This is a genomic window from Vallitalea longa (assembly GCF_027923465.1).
Lineage (GTDB): Bacteria > Bacillota > Clostridia > Lachnospirales > Vallitaleaceae > Vallitalea > Vallitalea longa.
Window position 1 is genome coordinate 34,482 of the sequence record NZ_BRLB01000006.1, and the last position, 20,000, is coordinate 54,481.

The 20,000-nt window shown below is 28.6% G+C and carries 20 protein-coding genes and 1 other annotated feature; of the genes, 18 read left to right on the top strand and 2 right to left on the bottom strand.

The window, feature by feature from the left end:
- The first annotated feature begins 52 nt into the window (after window positions 1-52).
- Entirely contained in the window at window positions 53-343 is a 291-nt protein-coding gene (locus tag QMG30_RS11610; RefSeq protein ID WP_281815524.1) for a hypothetical protein, read from the top strand.
- Window positions 344-625: 282 nt separating this feature from the next.
- Window positions 626-1,519, top strand: coding sequence for a hypothetical protein (locus tag QMG30_RS11615; RefSeq protein WP_281815526.1), 894 nt, complete (start codon window positions 626-628; stop codon window positions 1,517-1,519).
- 95 nt (window positions 1,520-1,614) lie between these two features.
- Here the strand turns inward: QMG30_RS11615 and QMG30_RS11620 are convergent, their stop codons facing one another.
- A complete protein-coding gene (locus QMG30_RS11620; RefSeq protein WP_281815527.1) occupies window positions 1,615-2,550 on the bottom strand; it encodes a multicopper oxidase family protein in 936 nt (311 codons plus the stop codon).
- A gap of 237 nt (window positions 2,551-2,787) precedes the next feature.
- Here QMG30_RS11620 and QMG30_RS11625 point away from each other — a divergent pair, with 237 nt between their 5' ends.
- The 14 genes from QMG30_RS11625 to QMG30_RS11690 all read left to right on the top strand — a co-directional run bounded on the left by QMG30_RS11625 (window position 2,788) and on the right by QMG30_RS11690 (window position 16,108).
- Window positions 2,788-3,153 carry a YccF domain-containing protein gene (locus QMG30_RS11625; RefSeq protein ID WP_281815528.1) on the top strand — a complete coding sequence of 122 codons (366 nt, stop codon included), beginning with the start codon at window positions 2,788-2,790 and terminating at the stop codon, window positions 3,151-3,153.
- A 429-nt stretch (window positions 3,154-3,582) separates the two neighbouring features.
- Window positions 3,583-3,771, top strand: a complete 189-nt coding sequence (locus tag QMG30_RS11630) for a hypothetical protein (RefSeq protein WP_281815529.1) — start codon at window positions 3,583-3,585, stop codon at window positions 3,769-3,771.
- 67 nt (window positions 3,772-3,838) lie between these two features.
- Entirely contained in the window at window positions 3,839-4,669 is an 831-nt protein-coding gene (locus QMG30_RS11635; RefSeq protein WP_281815530.1) for a YitT family protein, read from the top strand.
- Between the two features lie 48 nt (window positions 4,670-4,717).
- Window positions 4,718-6,487 carry a hypothetical protein gene (locus tag QMG30_RS11640; protein WP_281815531.1) on the top strand — a complete coding sequence of 590 codons (1,770 nt, stop codon included), beginning with the start codon at window positions 4,718-4,720 and terminating at the stop codon, window positions 6,485-6,487.
- A gap of 740 nt (window positions 6,488-7,227) precedes the next feature.
- On the top strand, window positions 7,228-8,979 hold the full coding sequence (gene abc-f / locus QMG30_RS11645) for a ribosomal protection-like ABC-F family protein (RefSeq protein WP_281815532.1): 1,752 nt from the start codon (window positions 7,228-7,230) through the stop codon (window positions 8,977-8,979).
- Between the two features lie 112 nt (window positions 8,980-9,091).
- Entirely contained in the window at window positions 9,092-9,850 is a 759-nt protein-coding gene (locus QMG30_RS11650) for an AzlC family ABC transporter permease (protein WP_330680725.1), read from the top strand.
- A complete protein-coding gene (locus QMG30_RS11655; protein WP_281815534.1) occupies window positions 9,851-10,159 on the top strand; it encodes an AzlD domain-containing protein in 309 nt (102 codons plus the stop codon).
- A gap of 35 nt (window positions 10,160-10,194) precedes the next feature.
- Window positions 10,195-11,100 carry a GNAT family N-acetyltransferase gene (locus QMG30_RS11660; RefSeq protein WP_281815536.1) on the top strand — a complete coding sequence of 302 codons (906 nt, stop codon included), beginning with the start codon at window positions 10,195-10,197 and terminating at the stop codon, window positions 11,098-11,100.
- Between the two features lie 345 nt (window positions 11,101-11,445).
- Window positions 11,446-11,982: a DUF5698 domain-containing protein gene (locus tag QMG30_RS11665; RefSeq protein WP_281815538.1), complete on the top strand. Its 537-nt coding sequence runs from the start codon at window positions 11,446-11,448 to the stop codon at window positions 11,980-11,982.
- Window positions 11,983-12,240: 258 nt separating this feature from the next.
- Window positions 12,241-13,326, top strand: a complete 1,086-nt coding sequence (gene asd / locus QMG30_RS11670; RefSeq protein ID WP_281815539.1) for an aspartate-semialdehyde dehydrogenase — start codon at window positions 12,241-12,243, stop codon at window positions 13,324-13,326.
- Between the two features lie 206 nt (window positions 13,327-13,532).
- Window positions 13,533-14,207, top strand: a complete 675-nt coding sequence (locus QMG30_RS11675) for an SIMPL domain-containing protein (protein ID WP_281815541.1) — start codon at window positions 13,533-13,535, stop codon at window positions 14,205-14,207.
- Window positions 14,208-14,372: 165 nt separating this feature from the next.
- Window positions 14,373-14,693, top strand: a complete 321-nt coding sequence (locus QMG30_RS11680) for a PadR family transcriptional regulator (protein ID WP_281815543.1) — start codon at window positions 14,373-14,375, stop codon at window positions 14,691-14,693.
- Between the two features lie 2 nt (window positions 14,694-14,695).
- On the top strand, window positions 14,696-15,331 hold the full coding sequence (locus tag QMG30_RS11685; RefSeq protein ID WP_281815545.1) for an ABC transporter ATP-binding protein: 636 nt from the start codon (window positions 14,696-14,698) through the stop codon (window positions 15,329-15,331).
- On the top strand, window positions 15,332-16,108 hold the full coding sequence (locus QMG30_RS11690) for an ABC transporter permease (RefSeq protein WP_281815548.1): 777 nt from the start codon (window positions 15,332-15,334) through the stop codon (window positions 16,106-16,108).
- Window positions 16,109-16,333: 225 nt separating this feature from the next.
- On the opposite strand, the gene tyrS is transcribed toward QMG30_RS11690, so the two are convergent.
- The gene (gene tyrS / locus QMG30_RS11695) at window positions 16,334-17,581 is read right to left on the bottom strand and encodes a tyrosine--tRNA ligase (protein WP_281815551.1); all 1,248 of its coding nucleotides are present in this window, start codon (window positions 17,579-17,581) and stop codon (window positions 16,334-16,336) included.
- 130 nt (window positions 17,582-17,711) lie between these two features.
- Window positions 17,712-17,973, bottom strand: a binding site (T-box leader).
- Window positions 17,974-18,323: 350 nt separating this feature from the next.
- On the opposite strand from tyrS, the gene QMG30_RS11700 reads away from it, so the two are divergent.
- Window positions 18,324-19,490, top strand: a complete 1,167-nt coding sequence (locus tag QMG30_RS11700; protein WP_281815553.1) for an iron-containing alcohol dehydrogenase — start codon at window positions 18,324-18,326, stop codon at window positions 19,488-19,490.
- Window positions 19,491-19,512: 22 nt separating this feature from the next.
- Window positions 19,513-19,995 (top strand): flavodoxin family protein, encoded by a 483-nt coding sequence (locus QMG30_RS11705; protein ID WP_281815556.1) that lies wholly within the window; start codon window positions 19,513-19,515, stop codon window positions 19,993-19,995.
- The last annotated feature ends 5 nt before the right edge of the window (window positions 19,996-20,000 follow it).

The window sequence follows — 20,000 nt, forward strand, 5'->3', positions numbered from 1 at the left end:
ATATATTATACCCTGTTTTGGATAGCAATTCAATAATAGGAGGTATAATTATATGGAAGATTTTGAGAAACTTTTTAATGATTTTTTATTACAAATGCAAATACTAACTTATAGGGAATTTACACAAACTGATATTAGATATAAAGAAACAGAAAATTACTTGAATGATTTGCAAGATGAATTTAATAGAATAATAAATTCATTAAGTGATGAGAATAAAAAATTTGTAAGAAATTATATTGATAAAGAATCGTTTAAAACTACATATGTATATGAATACATGTATTTATCAGGTTATAGAGATTGTATAAAATTATTAAGGAAATTAAATGTATTGAGATAGACTACATATATATCATTATTACTCAATTTAAGAATAGTTATTAAAAAAGCTGCTTTATTAACGTTATGCACATAAAGTAGCTTTCTGTTATATTGTTAACTGTATAAAATGATATTTTTATAAAAAATAGTGTTAAGTAATATAATAATTGAATTATATAGTAATATTTAAAAATGTTAATTTTAATAAAAAAATTAACTTATATATATTGATAATTTATAAAAGATTCCGATATCAATGGTATGTTGATTTAATATTTTGAGCATGATATAGGAGAATTATATGAAAATAAATAATAATGATTTTGATATTTACTATAATTATAACAACAGTTACATAAGAACAAACAAACAAAACAATAATACAAGTAATGAAATGATTGATAACGTGACTCTTTTAATTAGTAAACAAGGTAAGTCTCTTTTAAAAGAAGCAAGAGAAAAAAACATTTATGCTAATCAGTTATATGAATCTACTAATATAAATAATACTAATGTTAAGCTACTATCCGAAGAATATAGGACAGAGAATTATTTTAAAAGACCTTTGAGTGCCAAAGCAATAAATGGTAGTAAAAGTAAATTTGAAAATAATTCAGAAGACCAATGGAATATATTTAATAATTATTTAAAAGAGAATGGAGTAAAGGCAGAAAAAGTAGAAAAGATTGAGAAATGCTTAAAAAAGATAACTAATGCATTGGACCAACTAAATAGTATGGATGGATATAGAGGATATTCAATAGAATCAGTTGCTTATACTCAAGCATCAGAAGTGGCATTAAAACGTTTAAATGATACACTTGTACCAGATGATTTAAAAGAAGGGTTTAGCAATCTTATTTCTGAATATAGCCACTTTAATACTGAGAGTAGGCGTTTAATTATGGAAGAAATGACTTTGGATTATAAAGTTAAAAGTTTTGGAACAGATAAGCAATATGAGTATAAAGATGAAATGATAAATAATAAACAAAACTTTCATGATAATGAACAAGCATATTTCTTTACTCAATTTTCTAACTATTATAATGATGATATTAGTGAAAGTGAAGTAAGAGAAAATATTGAAAAACATTTAAATGCTTATTATGCAACTAAATATCAAAGTGAAAACATTAAAACAGTAAATGTTGTAGGAAACATTATGTCTACATTAAACTATAGTAAAAAATAAAATATAATTAGATATTACATAATATGTTTTTTTAGAAAATTGGAAAGTTAAAAAGCTACTTTATGCAATTCAACACACATAAAGTAGCTCTTCAATTATTTCACAAACGACCAAGGAACAGGATTAGCAGCTTTACCCTTAAAACCTATATAATTCACAGAAGTTGCCATTCCTCCAAAAGGAAGTTGCAAATTATTAGACACATGCTGAGTTAGATGACAGTGTAGAGGCCACAAACCTGGATTATTGCAGTTGAATTCTATATCCCATGTTTCACCGGATGCTACTAAAATAGTATTCTTAATGATTTGATTTTCTTTTTGGATTGGATTACCATCTGCTGCTGTTACTGCAAATTGATGTCCATGAAAATGGATAGGATGATTGTTAAGGCTAATATTTCCAAATCTAACTCTGCAATTGTCACCTTTTTTTACAAGAAGGGGGGAGGTGTAAGGGAAGCAACGTCCATTCATAAAAAAGAAATTAGAATTCATGGTAAATGGATTAATGTTATAAATACCTTTCTTAACAATAAATTTTCGTAGATGCTTTAGATTAACTTCGTCTAGCATTATAAAATAATCTTTTTGGATATTTTCTGTCGTGTTATTTTTAATTATAAAAGCGCCTTTTAATCCCATGGTGTCTTGCATAACAGTATTATAATGAGAATGATACATATGAGTACCAGGTGGATTAGTAATCAAAAACTCATAATCAAAGAAACTACCGGGGTCTATTCGTGGAGATGGTTCTACAGCAGGGACACCATCCATATCATTGGGTATATTTAGTCCATGCCAGTGTATGCTAGTTGGTTGAGGTAATTTGTTATAGACTCTAATCTTAACATTATCACCACTATTTACTATGATTGTCGGTCCTGGTGTAGAACCATTATATCCCCATGCATTCATAAAAACACCAGGTAATATTTCTTGCTTAACAGGTTCAGCTACTAATTCAAAACATTTCACACCATATTTAATAGAATAATCAAGAGTATGTAAATCAGGGGTTACGATCATATTATTTCTCCTGTAGAATAGTTAATATATTTATATTATATTATTTAAAAAATATGTATATAGAAAATATAATGTTTTTATTTATATATGACTTTTAATATACGTTTTAATTATAAAATGATTAATATAGCTTAACATTACTAATTAAAATCTAATTGTTTTCACATTTACAAAAAAACTGACATATTTTATACTGATATAGTAGATTGTTAATATACTTGGAAGGGGGATGACATATTGAAATTTCTGGGTAATTTTATATGGATAATTTTCGGTGGACTTATTAGTTCAATTTGTTGGTTTTTGGCAGGAATACTACTATGTATCACTATAGTATTTATTCCATTTGGAAGGCAGTGTTTTAAAATATCCAATCTGGTTCTATGGCCATTTGGCTCAGAAGTTGATTTGGGTAATTTCGGTGCTTTTGGTCTTGTTGGTAACATAATATGGTTAGTATTATTTGGTTGGGAATTGTGTCTTGGACATTTTACCATCGGATTGATTTATTGTATAACAATTGTTGGTATACCTTTTGGTCTTCAGCATTTTAAATTCGCTAGATTAGCTCTTATTCCATTTGGAGCAAAAATAATTAGATAAATTACTTTGTGAAATGGCAGTTGTCTATTATACTGATATATGACATATGCCATTTGTTTTATTCATTTACCAGTTTTGAAGTATAAAATGTATAAAAGTTTAACTCTCTATCCTTCATTTTTTTGAATTAATAGTATACTATTGGTTTTAATAAATCAAAAACACTGAATTAATAAATTTTACCTAAAAAGATTAAGTTCTATATAGATAATAATTTTCCTATGTGGTAGAATGATATTGAAGTTATTAAGTCTACAGCATTTGACATGATTTATTCAACAAACTAAGTCGGAAATTGGTCTAATATTATGAAAATACAATGAATTAACTATGAATATAATTGCTTTTGTAGGATACGGATTATAATGAATTCCATAAGAATAAAGATAGGATTCTTAATTATAGTTATAATAGGTTTAGTTATGGCATGTGACAAATGTAATAGATAAATCACCAATAAAGCAGTATAACTGGAGAGTTCAAGATGAAAATTATAATTTTGCAATTGGTAGAAATGATGATAACTATATTTACGATGAGATGTTTGAAAATGGAATAGAGAATAAAATTCTTAGAGATGATTTGGTTGAATTAAAAGAAGTAATATCAACAAGATGATGATGAATATAATGACGATGAACTTATATATACCATAGATGACTTATTGCAATAAAGGAGCACATAAATGCTAAAGAAGATTAAACATTACTTGATTATTATTGTGGGGCAACTGATTTCAGCAACAGCTTTTAGTCAGATTCTATTACCTAATGACTTAATAGGAGGGGGATTTGGTGGTATTGCAACTGTAGTGAATAAATTGACAGGTGCAAATATACAATTGGTTTTAGTAGCTCTGTGCTTACCGGTTATCATATGGTCTTATTTCAAATATAATAAGAAATTAGTTTTTTATGCTGGTTTTTGCTTTGCAATATTTACTATTTTTATTGGAGTCGTAGGAAATTTTATCCCAGAGTTTAGTACAGATCCGATTATCGCAGCAATAGTGGCGGGAGTGTTTTTTGGAGTTTCAGCAGGATTAATAATTAAGGAGGGTGCAGCTAATGGACCGGAAGCTATTGTTGGCATGTACCTAAAAGAAAAAAAGGGAATAACGATAGGTACTTATTTCACCATACTTAATTTCTGTATAATATCTTCATCACTTATCTATGGTGATATAACATGTATTGTATATTCGTTAATATGTATCTATATTGCTGGTAAAGTGACAGACTATATCATATTGGGAACAAGGAGGGAATATTGCGTTAACATAATTTCTGATAATTTCTTGGAAATTACAGAATATATACATAAAGACTTAAAACGAGGAGTTACTTTTATCCCATGCGTCGGAACTTATAAAATAAGAAAAAAAATGATGATAAAAACGGTTGTAACTAATCCAGAGTTAGTTGCTTTAAGGAATTATATTGCATCATTGAATGATAGTAGTTTTGTATATGTAACTGAAAGTATTGAAGTTATTGGTGGAGGTTTTAGCGATTAAAAATATGCCATATGTGAAATGATAATTGAGAAAGGAAGGGTAGTAATAATGAGAAAAATCTTTAGTGTATTGCTTATCAGTATAATAATTTTAACTGGAAGTAGTAGAAATGTCTATTGCTTTCAGATTAATAATTCTAAAGATGACATGAAGAATCAACAGACAAATGATAATTTTGCAGATAATAAAGCAACTATGGCACATATGGAAATCACTAAGTCACGGGTTGATTTAGATAAAGATGGGGTAGAAGAAATAATAAAAGTTGTATTAAATGAGGGAAAAGATATCGGAGATAATAAGTATAGCGGTAAACTTTCTATACAAATTATAAATGATGATAGAGTTATAGATGAAATATCTTTAGGAGCTTCAATAAATGATAATCTAATAATATCTAAAGATTTTAAAATATTAACTAAAGATTATACTAATGATGACATTCTGGATTTTAATATTGGGTATCAAGTCGATGATGATGAATATTATAATTATGAATTTTTTACTTACAAGAACAAAAAAATAGTAAGATTGATGTTTAATGAAGAACCATATATAAGTAGTTATTTTAATAATTGTTCTAATGATTTTCCAATGAAAAATGATTGTTTTAGTTCCTTCAATAGAGGTAGAGATTTTTATGTGTATAATAAATATAAATGGGACAGAGACAGATTTATCTTGGTAAATACAACTACAAAATCAATTGATTATAAAAAAGTGGATTCTTCTTCTATAGAGAATAAAATAAAACAAATTTCAAATAAAATTGAAAATGATATAACTGAAAAAAATATATTGAAATTAGCTTATAAGCAATATAGCTGGCTTCTAGATAATTATAAATATGTAGATGCCTATTTGTTTATGAATGAATATGTTAGTTATGAAGAAGATGATTTAATTACGATAATATACAATAGAATAAACCAATTGATTTTGATGAATCAGTGGTTTGGTGGTATTGGTATTAATAATGTAATGTCATTGTCAAAGCAAGAATTTATGAAGTATATAGATAATTATAATAGTGAAAATGAAAAAAAATATAACTATAAAGAATATAAATTAGAAATTGATAATAAAAAATATTCATTACTTGTTGGTAATTGTAAGTATAATATATATATATTGTTATACGACGATAAAGGTACTTATCTTGACGGTTACTCTTGGCTTAATAGATCGGATAGTGAAATAAATATAAATTATATGAGTAAACAACAATGTTTTTCTGTTAAACCTATATGCAAAGGTTATGGTACTGGAATATCACAATTCGGAGAAGACTGGTATGAAATTTATAATAATAAGCTAATTAGAAGTTATGAATTTCTTACATATGGATATTGTTCACCGCCACAATCCATGGGATATACACAAGAGTATGAACTTATAAAAGAAAATTATAATAATATAACAGGTAATTATTCATTAAAATATTTATTGAGTATCGGTTGTAGTCTGGATGAAGAGATAGTTGGTATAGAAAAGACTATAAATTATCAATGCGATACTATTAATAGATGTTTTAATAAGATTAGTTCCAATAATACACAATATGAAGAGCTGTTTTCTGATGATATAGGAGAAAAAATATTGGAACAAAAAAATGATTTGATAGAAAAAATCATTAATGTCGAGTATGAAGATAAAGAATGTAATATGGAGACTATTACCGTTTTCCTAAGTTATCTTGAAAAATCACAAACTAGAGATAGATTATTGCAAAAAGCCAAGAAATGGTATATAGATCATGAAGATGCCCAAAAGGAATATTTCTTACAAATAATAGATGATGCTTTAGTAAGAGGATGAATTATTTAATATATTGAAATAAATGTAAAAAATGTTATTCATGATAAATCAATATAAAGATATTATATTAAAATACTAATATGATTGATGAGAATATATGGCTGTAGATTGAATTAATTCAATCTACAGTTTTTTAAATATAAGCTGAAGATGGTGAGTTTAGACTGCAAGTAGTCAGTTATTGTATAAATTAAAAAATTAAAGTATAATAACTTGACAAATGTAACATACATTGCTAATATTAGGTTAGTAAATAATCAATGAATGAAAAGGAGAAAAAGATGAATATTATGTTTTTAGCTAGATAAGAAATAATTTAATAAGTGTATGAGTATTGTTTAGACTTAACAAGTAACATTGTTATATCAGAGAAAGACAGTATCTTTATGCATTTTTATAGCTAAGAACTAGTTTGAAATATTATAATAGATAAACTATTATTTGTCTGCTTTACATTCAAATTTAAATATCAGTAATATGTTAGATACGAGATAACTGGTATGATTAATGAGGATATATAGCTGTAGATTGAACTAATTCAATCTACAGCTTTTTGTTTTATATGATTTTATTGGATTTTACTTATAATCTTTTATAAGTATTATATTTGAAGCAGTAAAATAATAATTCAATATATTTTTTTAATTATTGTAGTGAAATATTTACTAGGAAGTTAGATTATAAAGTTATGTATAAAGACATTGCTTCTTTGATAGATAAATATGGACGGAGGAGATTATATGTCTTTATTATTAAGAGGTATAAATATAAAAAAAGAATTTAAAGATAGAGTGATATTAGAAGATGTCAATTTTCACGTAGAGGATTTAGATAGAATAGCTATAGTAGGCAATAATGGAGCTGGTAAAACAACTCTTGCCAATATTATAACTGGTGAGCTGAAACAAGATGAAGGACAATTGATTTGGCATAAAAAAAATGTGAAAATAGGTTATTTACATCAGTCAACATATTACTCACAAAATGAGTTCAATAATATGCTAATAAGCAAAGATAAAATAAATATAAGTAATTTTATATATGCATCAAAAAAACTTGGAACAGATAAAATACAAGAATTCAACAACATAAGACTAAATAACCTTAGTGGAGGAGAGAAGACAAAATTTGCACTTGCAAAAATATGGTCGGAAAAACCAGGTCTACTCATACTAGATGAACCAACTAATCATATGGATTATGAAGGTGTGAATTGGTTGATAACCAATCTTTCAAGATTTCAAGGAACCGTTATAATTATATCTCATGATAGATATTTCATGGATGAAATTTGTAATAGAGTCATTGAGATTGATAATGGAAGAGCATATTCATATAAAGGAAATTATTCTGATTATTATAATGAAAAGAGGAAAAGGTATGAAACAAGGTTACATCAATATGAAGTTCAAGAAAAGACAAAAGAAAATATTAATAGAGAAATAAATAGATTAAAGTATTGGGCTGAAAAAGGACATAGAGACTCAACAAAAACAAATGGGCAAAAAGAGAAATTTGGACTAAAAGAAAAACGTAGAGCTAAAGTCAAGAAAAGAGATAAACAAGTAAAATCAAAGATTAAGATGCTAGAGAAAATTAAATTCGAGGGAATAGAAAAGCCGAAAGAAGAACAGAAAATAACATTCCAATTTATTAACAACTCCAAAAGTAGTAAAGTACTTGAAGCAAAAGATATTGTTAAATCATTTGACGGTGAATTTTTATTTGAAGAAAGTTCATTTTACATTAAATCAGGTGAAAAAATTGGAGTATATGGCAAAAATGGTTGTGGTAAAACTACACTTATAAAAGCTATTCTTAATGAATTAAAACTAGAACAAGGGAAAATATACGTTAGTCCATCAACAAAGATAGCTTATCTAAGCCAAGATGTAGGCGAAATGAATATAGATAAAACGGTATTACAATTTTTTGATATAGATGATTTTACAAAAAGGGGTATACTTCAAACATTGTTGGCTAACATGGGTTTCACCAACAAAATGATAAATACAAAAATTAAACATTTAAGTGTTGGAGAAAAGACTAGAGTTAAGATAGCACATATGATAATGATGGAAAATAATGTTCTTATACTTGATGAACCTACCAACCATCTAGATCTTCATAGTCGTGAAATGCTAGAGAAGACTTTAGCAAATTATTTAGGAACGATAATTATTGTTTCTCATGATAGGTATTTATTAGAAAAATTATGTAATAAAGTATTAGTTTTTGAAGATGGTAAAATAAATAGAAAAGAAGAATCTTTTACAGATTATATGACAAAAAAAGAAAAGAAAACGAATAGTATTAATATGCCAGAGGATAAAAATTATAAGGAAAAATTAATTATTATTAATAATCGCATAGCAAAAGTATTAGGGGAATTAAGTATATCAAGTGAACAAGAAGAACGATATATGTCGCTTGACCGAGAATTCCAAGATTTGATAAAACAAAAAAATGATTTAGCTATATTAAACAACTAATCTAATAAATATTCATAAATTGCCGGGAAAATCTTGACAAATATTATTCATCTATTATTATATATATTGTTACAATAAATACAATTAAACGACATTGTTATATAACTGGTAGGTGAGAAAACTGAAAGAATACGTAGCGACAAGAGATTACAATGAATCACAACATAAATATATAACCAATAATGAGTTTTATGATGGATTGAAGAAAGGAATGCCCATAGCATTAGGCTATGTACCTGTTTCTTTTACTTTTGGGTTAATGGCTGTAACAGGTGGATTACCTATATGGTTGACTATTTTCATTTCATTATCGAACCTTACTTCAGCTGGACAATTTGCTGGAACTGGACTAATTATAGCAGGAGCATCTTATCTGGAAATTGGAGTAACTACATTTGTTATTAATATTCGTTATATGCTTATGTCATTAGCTTTATCACAAAAAATTAAAAAACCTATGAGTATTTTTAAGAGGTGCTTGATATCTTTTGGAATTACAGATGAAACATTTACTTTAGCGGCAATGGAAAAAGGGAATATATCTTTCCTTTATATGTTAGGTCTTATAACGGGACCATTTCTTGGATGGGGACTAGGAACTGCACTTGGAGCAATGTCATGTTCTGTTCTGTCCGAAAGTGTACAGAACTCTATGGGTATCGCATTATATGCCATGTTTATAGCTCTCATAGTTCCTGAATCCAAGAAATCAAAACCTGCTCTGATGGTTGTTGCTATAGCTGTAACTGTCAACTGCATTTTGACATGGATTCCAATTTTCGTCAACATATCTTCTGGATGGAGAATCATTATAGCAACAATAATAGCGTCATCCATTGGTGCACTTTTGTTTCCAAAGGAGGAGGATTAGATGACAATTACCAATCAATTTATTGCAGTACTTATTATGGCAGTGGTTACATATATTCCGAGAGTAGCACCATTAGTTATTTTTAAACGTAAAATCAAGTCAAAGTTCCTTTGTTCTTTTTTAAGTTATGTACCATATGCGGTATTGGGAGCTATGACATTTCCTAGCATACTTTATTCAACTAAACACATATATTCTGCGGTAGCAGGACTTTTAACTGCATTAGTCGTAGCATATTTTGATAAAAGCTTAATAAAAGTGGCTGTAAGTGCTATTCTAACTGTATATATATTTGAATTGCTTATATAGTAGTGAAACAATATTTCATAGGTGTTTAAAATCAAATGAATGGAGAAAAGATTTTTATGGGAGAAATAAGATTCATAAAGAACTATAAAGATAATGATTTTCAAAGATTAAGTTTTAATGAACTTGCAAAAGAAACATTTGGTGTTGATTTTGAACCTTGGTATGAAAAAAAGTTCTGGGATGATAAATATATTCCTTATTCTTTTGTAGATGGAGACAAAGTTATTTCCAATGTCTCGGTTAATGAGATGTCAATAATAATTGAAGGTCAAGAGTTAAGTGTCATTCAGATTGGAACGGTAATGACACATAAAGATTACAGAAATAAAGGGTTTGCTAGAAGATTAATGAAACACGTTGATGATGATTACAAGAATAAAGCTGATTTCATATTTTTATTTGGTAATGATCATGCTAATGAATTCTATAAAAAATGTGGTTATAGCCCTCTTGAAGAAAACTCGTTTGTTACCTATTATACATATAATAATGACAAAAAGAATTCTGAGTTAAGAAAATTGAGTATGTCAGATAAGATGGATATGAATATCATTAGAAGATTATCTAAAACTAGAACATACATATCAAATGACTTTGGTATAAGAAATACACAAGGGCTGTTACTTTTCTATATGCTATATGTTTTTACTGATGATATATATTATCTTGAAGAAGATGATATGATTGTAATATATAGTATAGAAGATAATGTATTACAGATATATGATATCTTAAGTAATAAAAATATAGATTTAGAAAAGGTGCTTCTTCATATAGCTACTAAAAATGTTACAAAAGTTATTTTTAATTTCACACCAGATCTGACAATGAAAGACTTACAGATAAATAAATTAGAAGAGAATGATACGACATTATTTGTTAAGAATTTCAACAATAATATAACTAAACCTTTTAGATTTCCAGAATTAGCACATGCCTAATAATGTTAGCATTGAAAATAAAAAAATACTACATTAATTTGGAAAACGTTTGCTTTTTATATTAAAATGTGTTATAATGCAAAAAGTTATTAAAGTTATGTAAATGTAAAAATGCTAATAAGATGTATTTGTTTTATATAAAATTTTAATATTTGATTATTAAAGACTAATAGCGATATTGGTCTTTTTATATTGAAAGAAATATTTTGAAAAGATATATTTATCTATAGAATTCCGCGGCTGATAGAATTTTTATAATATATACATATTATTAACAGGAACTACATCATATTTAATGACATTAAAATTCTCATTTAATGAGAAAATATATAAGGAGGTGGCGATATGACACAAGAACTCATATTGACTTTAGTTGGATTATTCATAATCACCTCTCTTACTAATATTTTAGCTACACTTAAAACAATATTGATTTCAAAAAAAATCATGAACCCAGTATACATTTTAGTATTTATAGATGCAATTATTTTTGCATCAGTACTTACGAAGGTTACTAGTTCAGGTGGATTTCATTATACAATAGCATATGCATTTGGTAGAACATTTGGTGTGTTTATAGGTGGAAAGATTGAGGAGCGTTTGGCTCTAGGAATTATTGAAGTGGATTTATTTTTAAGTAACAAAGACAAGATGATTAAAGTCGCAGAAAAGCTTAGAAGAGAAGGATATACAGTTAATAATTTCCTTGCTCGTGGCATGCATGGCGATAGAAGACATAAGGTTGAAATAGTAATGAAGAGGAATGAATTTAAAATTCTAGAAAAGATATTAGATGAATATGAAGTAAAAAATCCTACACTTAAGATTAAAAATCTTAGTAAAGTAGAAGGTAAGATAACAACTACAAATGTTCATGCGTAATAAAAAAAAATCACTAATTGTTTTTAGTGATTTTTTGCTATATATGAATATATATATATTATAAGATAACAATACTTTAATAAAATACAGAGATAAATTAGCAAAAGACTTGATTTTTTATTAAAATCGTGATAAAATCTACGCATAGCAAAAACAAATGTATATGCTAGAAAGACAAATGATTAATAATGTTTATTCATTATATAAGATATATTTTTTAAAATCAATGAAAAAGACTAAAAAGTGAGGTAATAAATTATGGAAAGTAAATTACGTGTTGGTATAATCGGTGCTACTGGTATGGTAGGTCAGAGATTCATTACATTATTACATGAACATCCTTGGTATGACATAGCATGTCTAGCAGCAAGTCCAAGATCAGCTGGTAAAACATATGATGAAGCAGTAAAAGGGCGTTGGGCGCAAGCAATAGATATTCCAGAAAAAGTTGCAAATATGACTATGAAAGATGCATCTAATGTTGAAGAAATAAGTAGCATGGTTGATTTTGTTTTTTGTGCTGTAGACATGGATAAAAAATCAATACGTGAATTAGAAGAAAAATATGCGAAGGTTGAAATACCTGTTGTATCTAATAATTCAGCTAATCGTTGGACAGAAGATGTACCGATGGTGATACCTGAGATAAATGATGAACATCTAAAGATTATAGATGTCCAAAGAAAACGTCTTGGAACAAAAAGAGGATTTATAGCAGTGAAACCTAACTGTTCAATCCAGAGTTATGTACCTGTTATTAATGCACTTAAGAAGTATAAACCAACAGAAGTTAATGTATGTACTTACCAAGCTATATCAGGAGCAGGAAAAACATTTAAGAGTTGGCCTGAAATGGTTGATAATGTAATACCTTATATCGGTGGAGAAGAAGAAAAAAGTGAACAGGAACCAATGAAGATCTGGGGTACAATTGAAAATGATAAAATCGTAGCATCAACTAAACCAGTAATATCTGCACAATGTATAAGAGTTGCAGCAGCGGACGGACATTTGGCAGCTGTATCAGTTAATTTTGAAGAAAAACCTGAGGTTGAAGAAGTTATTGAAATAATTAATAATTATTCAGGAAGACCACAAGAATTGAAACTTCCATCTGCACCAAAACAATTTATGAAATACATGGAAGAGGATAATCGTCCACAAACAAAAATTGACCGTAACTATGAAAATGGAATGGGCGTAACAGTAGGTAGATTCAGAGAAGATAATTTATATGATTACAAATTCGTATGTTTAGCTCATAATACTTTAAGAGGTGCAGCTGGTGGAGCAGTTTTGATTGCGGAGTTATTGACAGCTGAAGGATATATTACTAAGAAATAGATAGTTTAATAGATGAATATAATTAATATAGGTTTTCTCGTAATTCATTATTCATAAAAATGAATTGTGAGAGAACCTTTTAATTTATTACTTAACGGTTGCAATTTTTATATGAAGACTATTAAAGTAATTTCTACTCACCAATAGTAACTTATTGCTTATCTAAACATAATATATATAGAACAAATATATTTAGAGGGAACAGTATGATACCAGAATTGTACTATCACAGACGTCCTGTTTATTACACCGAAAAAGTTAATAAATCTGATAACAGATTGATAACTGTAGTAGGTATTGGTAGAGTAGATGTTGAGCCAGATACCGCTATTATTAAGATTGGTGTTATTACGAAAGATCCAAATGTAGCAACATCCCAAGATGAAAATAAGAAAATTATGGACCAGGTTATTAGAGGACTTCTAGATGATGGAGTAAGTCAAACAGATATTAAGACTATCCAATACACTGTAGTACCTCAATATGATTATATTGAAGGTAAACAAGATTTTAGAGGTTATGAAGTAAGGCATGTAATAGAGGTTACAGTTACTGATCTAAGTTCAGTTGGAATGATTATGGAAAATGCAGTAAGAAACGGTGTTAATTATCAACAAGGACTTAACTTTACTGTTGATGAGCCAGAAAAATATTACGAAGATGCATTAGAATTATCAATTATCAATGCACAAGATAAGGCAGAAAATATAGGAATGACACTTAATGCTGATATTAATCCACGACCGGTAAAAGTTATTGAAAAAACTAGTAGAGATCAAATGAAACCTTATGAATCCGCTGTATATAAAGATGGCGGTATACCTGTTCAATCAGGTAAACTTACCATTGTAGCTATGGTAGAAGCTACGTTTGAATATTAAAGACCCCTTAAAAAAGGGTCTTTTTTAGTGTAGACGTAGCTTATTCTTTGAAAACCAATCCGTGTCTAATAATATATTAATATTGACAATACAAATTATTAATATTATAATAACAGTATACGATATCGAAATACGATAATGAAAAATGATATAAGGAGCTATGATATGCAAAACAGTATAAGTAAAAGATTATTTCAAGGTTTTATATGTTTACACATATTACATCATGCCCAAGAAGAACCCATATATGGAAGTTGGATGCTAGAAGAACTATCAAAACATGGATATAAATTAAGTCCAGGAACATTATATCCGTTGTTACACAATCTTGAGAAAGATGGATTGATTAATCACTATAATGAAAAAGTCAAAGGTAAAATAAGAAAATATTACAGAATTACTGAAGAAGGTAAAATGGAATTAAAAGAAACAAAAAAATACCTGATAGAATTAATAGCAGAATTAGGAATTGTAGAGGAGGAATGAATATGTTCCAATTTAAAGATGTTAAATTCAAAGATATACTCGATTTGCCATCATTAAGCATTGAAAAAAATCAAATAACAACATTAGTTGGACAAAGCGGTAGTGGCAAAACTACAATACTTAGATTATTAAATAAAATGATTTCTCCAACTGAAGGTAAAATTCTATTTAAAGACAAGCAATTAGATGAGATGGATTCAGTAACACACCGTAGACAAGTAACAATGTTGTCCCAAACCCCAATAATATTTGATGGTAATATTAGAGATAATCTCTTGATAGGATTAAAATATCAAAATAGAGATATACCAAACGATACAACTTTACAGGATATTCTAAGAAAAGTTCAATTAAACAAAAAATTAGAAGATGACGCACAAAAAATATCGGGGGGTGAAAAACAAAGGCTATCTCTAGCCAGAGTGTTACTTCTTGATTCACCAATATATTTACTAGATGAACCTTCTTCATCGCTTGATAACAATACAGAAGAATTATTAATCAAAATGATAACAGAATACGTAAAAGACAACAACAAAACCCTTATAATGGTTACTCATTCCAATGAAATGGCCAACAAATATTCAGACACAATAATAAAAATCAACAAAGGCAGATATATAGAGGAGGGGATATAGATGGAAGGAATCATAGACTTATCAGCAATACAGGTTGCATTAGCATATGTATTTGTGCTTTTCGTTCTTGTCATAGTAAAGATCAGAGGAATCAGTAGAGAAAAAGAAATAATCATATCATCTATAAGGATGACCCTACAGCTGATACTTACAGGGTATGTTCTAGTATATGTATTTGACAATAAAAATCCATTTATAACAATATTAATCATAATAATTATGGAATCTTTTGCAATTTACACTGTTTATAAAAAATTTAAAGGAAAGCTATCATCAAAATTGAAAAAAGTTATAGCACTTGCAATGAGTTTAGGTACATTAACATGCCTAGCATACTTCTTATTTGTAGTTATAAGGTTACCTGAATGGTATGATCCCAGATATTTTATTCCTCTAGCAGGTATGATTATAGGAAACTCCATGACAGGTATATCCTTGGGAATTAACTCGCTTCTAGATGGTATGATTGCCAGGAAATCTATAATAGAAGAAGCTCTCATCCTAGGTGCAACTCCACAACTAGCTTCTAAAAACGTAATAAACAAAGCCTTTGATGCAGCAATTCTCCCCACAATTAATTCCATGCTAGGAATGGGTATAGTATTTCTACCAGGAATGATGACAGGTCAAATCCTTGCTGGAGTAGTCCCTACCACAGCAATAACCTACCAAATAGCCATAATGCTAGGTATCTTCGGCTCCGTGTCACTATCAGTCATAATACTTCTTCAACTAGGATACAAAACATTCTTCAATAAAGAAAACCAACTGTCCTAACAATTATCCCTTAAATAATACAACCGTTAGTCTACACAATAGAACACTCGTTTACCAAGTAATCAATCTAAGTATAGCCAATAATAAGGTATAATGTTCTTTTTTACGAAGACCGATCCTTCAGGAGTAAGGCGAAGTAAAAAAGAATATTATACCTTAAACGTTATATCTGTTAGTCCACAATAAACTTCTCTATCCAACAAATAAAAGTTAACTTCTTAAAGTTTACTTAACTACAACCTTCAAATAATTCTTTTTCCCCCTCTTCAAAATCAGACACCCATCCTGAATATCACCAACTCCAACAACAAAATCAACATCCTCAATTTTATCCCCATTCAAACTAATTCCACCTTGCTTAATCAATCTTCTTCCTTCTGACTTAGAACCAACAAATTCACACATAAACAATAAATCATTAATTGATATTCCACTTTCTATTAACTTTTTGTCAATATCAAAATTAGGCATATCACTAGCAATCTTGTTCTTATCAAAAATTTCAGTAATAGTTTTAAGAACCTTATCAGCCTCTTCCTTACCATGAACTAATTTAGTTATCTCATAAGCCATTAACCTCTTAGCACCGCGAATATCTTCTTTACATAGTTGGATAATCTCATCTAGAGGAACTCTAGTAAACAAACGCAATAACATCTCAGTATCATCATCATTAACATTGTAGAAATACTGGTAAAAATCAAAAACAGTAGTTTTATCTCTAGCTACCCATAACGTACCAGATTCTGTTTTACCCATTTTCTTACCTTCTCTGGTCATAAGAAGAGGACAAGTAAGTCCGAACATGATATCTCTTTCATCATTATTAGCAAAATTAAGTTTTCTTCCTAAATTAGTTCCAGAAACAATATTTCCCCATTGGTCGCTACCACCAATTTGTAAAGTACATCCGTATTCCTTGTTAAGATGCACAAAATCATATGATTGCATAAGCATGTAACCCATTTCTAAAAATGTAAGTCCGCCTTCTTCTAATCTTTTAGAATAAGCATCTGCAGCTAACATAGTATTAACATTAAAGTGAATACCTATATCTCTCATGAAATCAATATAACTATAAGGATTAATCCATTCTGCATTACTAAGAATGATAGCAGGATTATCACCATCAATTTTAATAAATCTGCTTGCGAGTTTTTTGACTTCTTCTACGTTATGTGCCACTTGTTCTTTAGTAAGCATTTTACGCATATCACTTTTACCGCTTGGATCCCCAATTAATGCAGTGGCACCACCAATAACTAAAATACCTTTATGTCCAGCGTCTTGTAAGTATCGAAACATCATTAAAGCAAAAAAGTGTCCTATATGCAAACTGTCAGCAGTAGGATCAATACCTAAGTAAAAGGTAACTGGAGTAGAGCTATTTAGTATTTTTTTAATTTCTTCTTCATGAGTTAATTGGTAAACGTATCCTCTTTCTTTCAAAGTATCAAAAACATTAGTATCCATAACATAACCTCCATAAATATTTGAATTTAATTTATATAATAATCTTTTAGGCCCAAAGATATATTCATTTGTAGTATCAATTCAATTAATAAGTAAATAAAAATGCAAATAAAAAACTCTCATCCTTAATAAAAAGGACGAGAGTGTAATCTCACGTGGTACCACCTTGATTTATTGTTATATCACTATAACAATCTTGATAAGCACGCTAATGGTAATCCAATAGGATGCCTTGGTATTATAACGTACACCAAACCGTCACTAGTCTACTCGATTAACTTTCGATAGGAAACTCAAAGATGTATTCAAATCAGCTTGTTTTATGCCTTTCACCAACCGACAATTCTCTTGAAAACGCTACTGATTCTACTAATTCTTATCACAGTCTTTAATATATACTTAAATATCAAATTGAATTAATTAAGATTATATGCTTATATTATATGCTTGTCAAGGGTGAAAGTTGAACATTTTTTTATAAATATGAATTATAGTGTAGTGGATTTAATTAAATGTAAAAATATTTAAGAGAAATTTATTCAATGAAAATATATATTTAATATTTACAATATTATGCATAAGATAAGAAAATATTATAAATATTATAAAATAATTCATGACAAAATTTAAAATTTGATTTAGAATATATATATTGAGATTATTGACGAAAACTATCTATATGAATCTCAAGAAAAATACATAAAAAAATTAAATATACTAAAGAAGAGGACTGAGAAAAACAATGAATTTCAATTTCGCTAGAGTGCCACAAACTATTTTTAATGCTAAAAGTATATATACTATAGATAAACTTAAATTAGTTGAAGATGCAGACAATATATTACTTGTAATAGGGGCTAATTCATTTAGAAAGACTAAACAATATCATGACATACTAGATAAATTTAAAAAATGTAATATATATGAGACTAGAGTTACAGGTGAACCCTCTCCTGAAGTAATAGATAACGAAGTAGGTAAATACAGACAATCCAATATACAACTAGTTATCGCTATAGGCGGTGGAAGTGTAATGGACACAGGTAAGGCTATATCGGCAATGCTACCTCAAGAAGAATCTGTAATGGCATATTTGGAGGGAGTAGGAGAAGGTAAGATTCATAATGGACATAAGATTCCTCTAATAGCTATTCCCACAACTTCAGGAACAGGAAGTGAAACCACTAAAAATGCTGTCCTTAGCTCAGTGAGTAAAGATGGATTCAAAAAATCAATTAGACATGATAATTTTGTACCGGATGTAGTTATAATTGATCCAGAATTAATGGTTTGTTGTCCTGCTCATATAACAGCAGCTAGCGGAATGGATACTTTAACTCAATTGATAGGTTCTTATTTATCAACCAAAGCATTTCCTATGACAGATGCATTAGCTGTTTCTGGAATTGAATATTTTGCTAAATCTTTTATGGATGTTTGCTCAGATGAATACGACTCTGTGGAAAAAAGAGGCGATATGGCCTATGCATCTTATGTCTCAGGTATTACATTGGCAAATGCAGGGTTAGGTATTGTCCATGGTTTTGCTTCTAGTGTCGGAGGATATGTAGACATACCTCATGGAGTATTATGTGGAACTTTACTTCCAGAAGCTGTAAAACTTAATATTGAACTACTTAGTAAACAGAATGGTAATCAATACCTAAAAAAATATGCTAAAGTAGGTGCCATAATTACTGGATGTGATGAGAAGGATATAGAAACTTCTTGTAAGGGATTAATTGATATTTTAGAATATTGGATAAGTGAACTGAAGATTCCAAGACTTAATAAGTTCGGATTGAAAGAAAATGATTTAGATGTCATTGTTAAAAAGACTAGCTATAAAAACAATCCTATAATGCTTAGTAATGAGCAAATGAAAAATATACTTCAGTCTCGGTTATAGGAATACGAAAGGTGGTAAAATTGTGGAAGATGTTAAGAAGTTAGTAGTATTTTATTCGTTAAGTGGAAATACTAGATTTATTGCTGAAGAAATAAAAAGACATGAGAATGCAGATTTATTAGAATTAAAACTTGATAAGGAAGTGGGATTCTTAAAATTTGTGCGCTTAATAGGTAGAGCTATGAGTAGGAAAAAACCAGAATTGAAATCATATAACCTTGATATTAATAACTATGGTTTTATTTATATTGGTACACCGATATGGGCTAGTCATAATGCACCTGCGATAAATACTTTTTTAACGACAAATACTATAGAAAACAAAAAAATAGCTTTATTTTGTTGCCATGCTGGTAGAGGCAATGGAAGAGCTTTTAAAAACATTAAAGCAAAACTGCAAGGAAATGAATTCGTTGGAGAATTAGAAATCACTAATCCAATAAAAAGAGGCAAAGATAAATCAATTAAAAAATTATTTGATTGGCTTGATAAGATAAATGAATGATATGC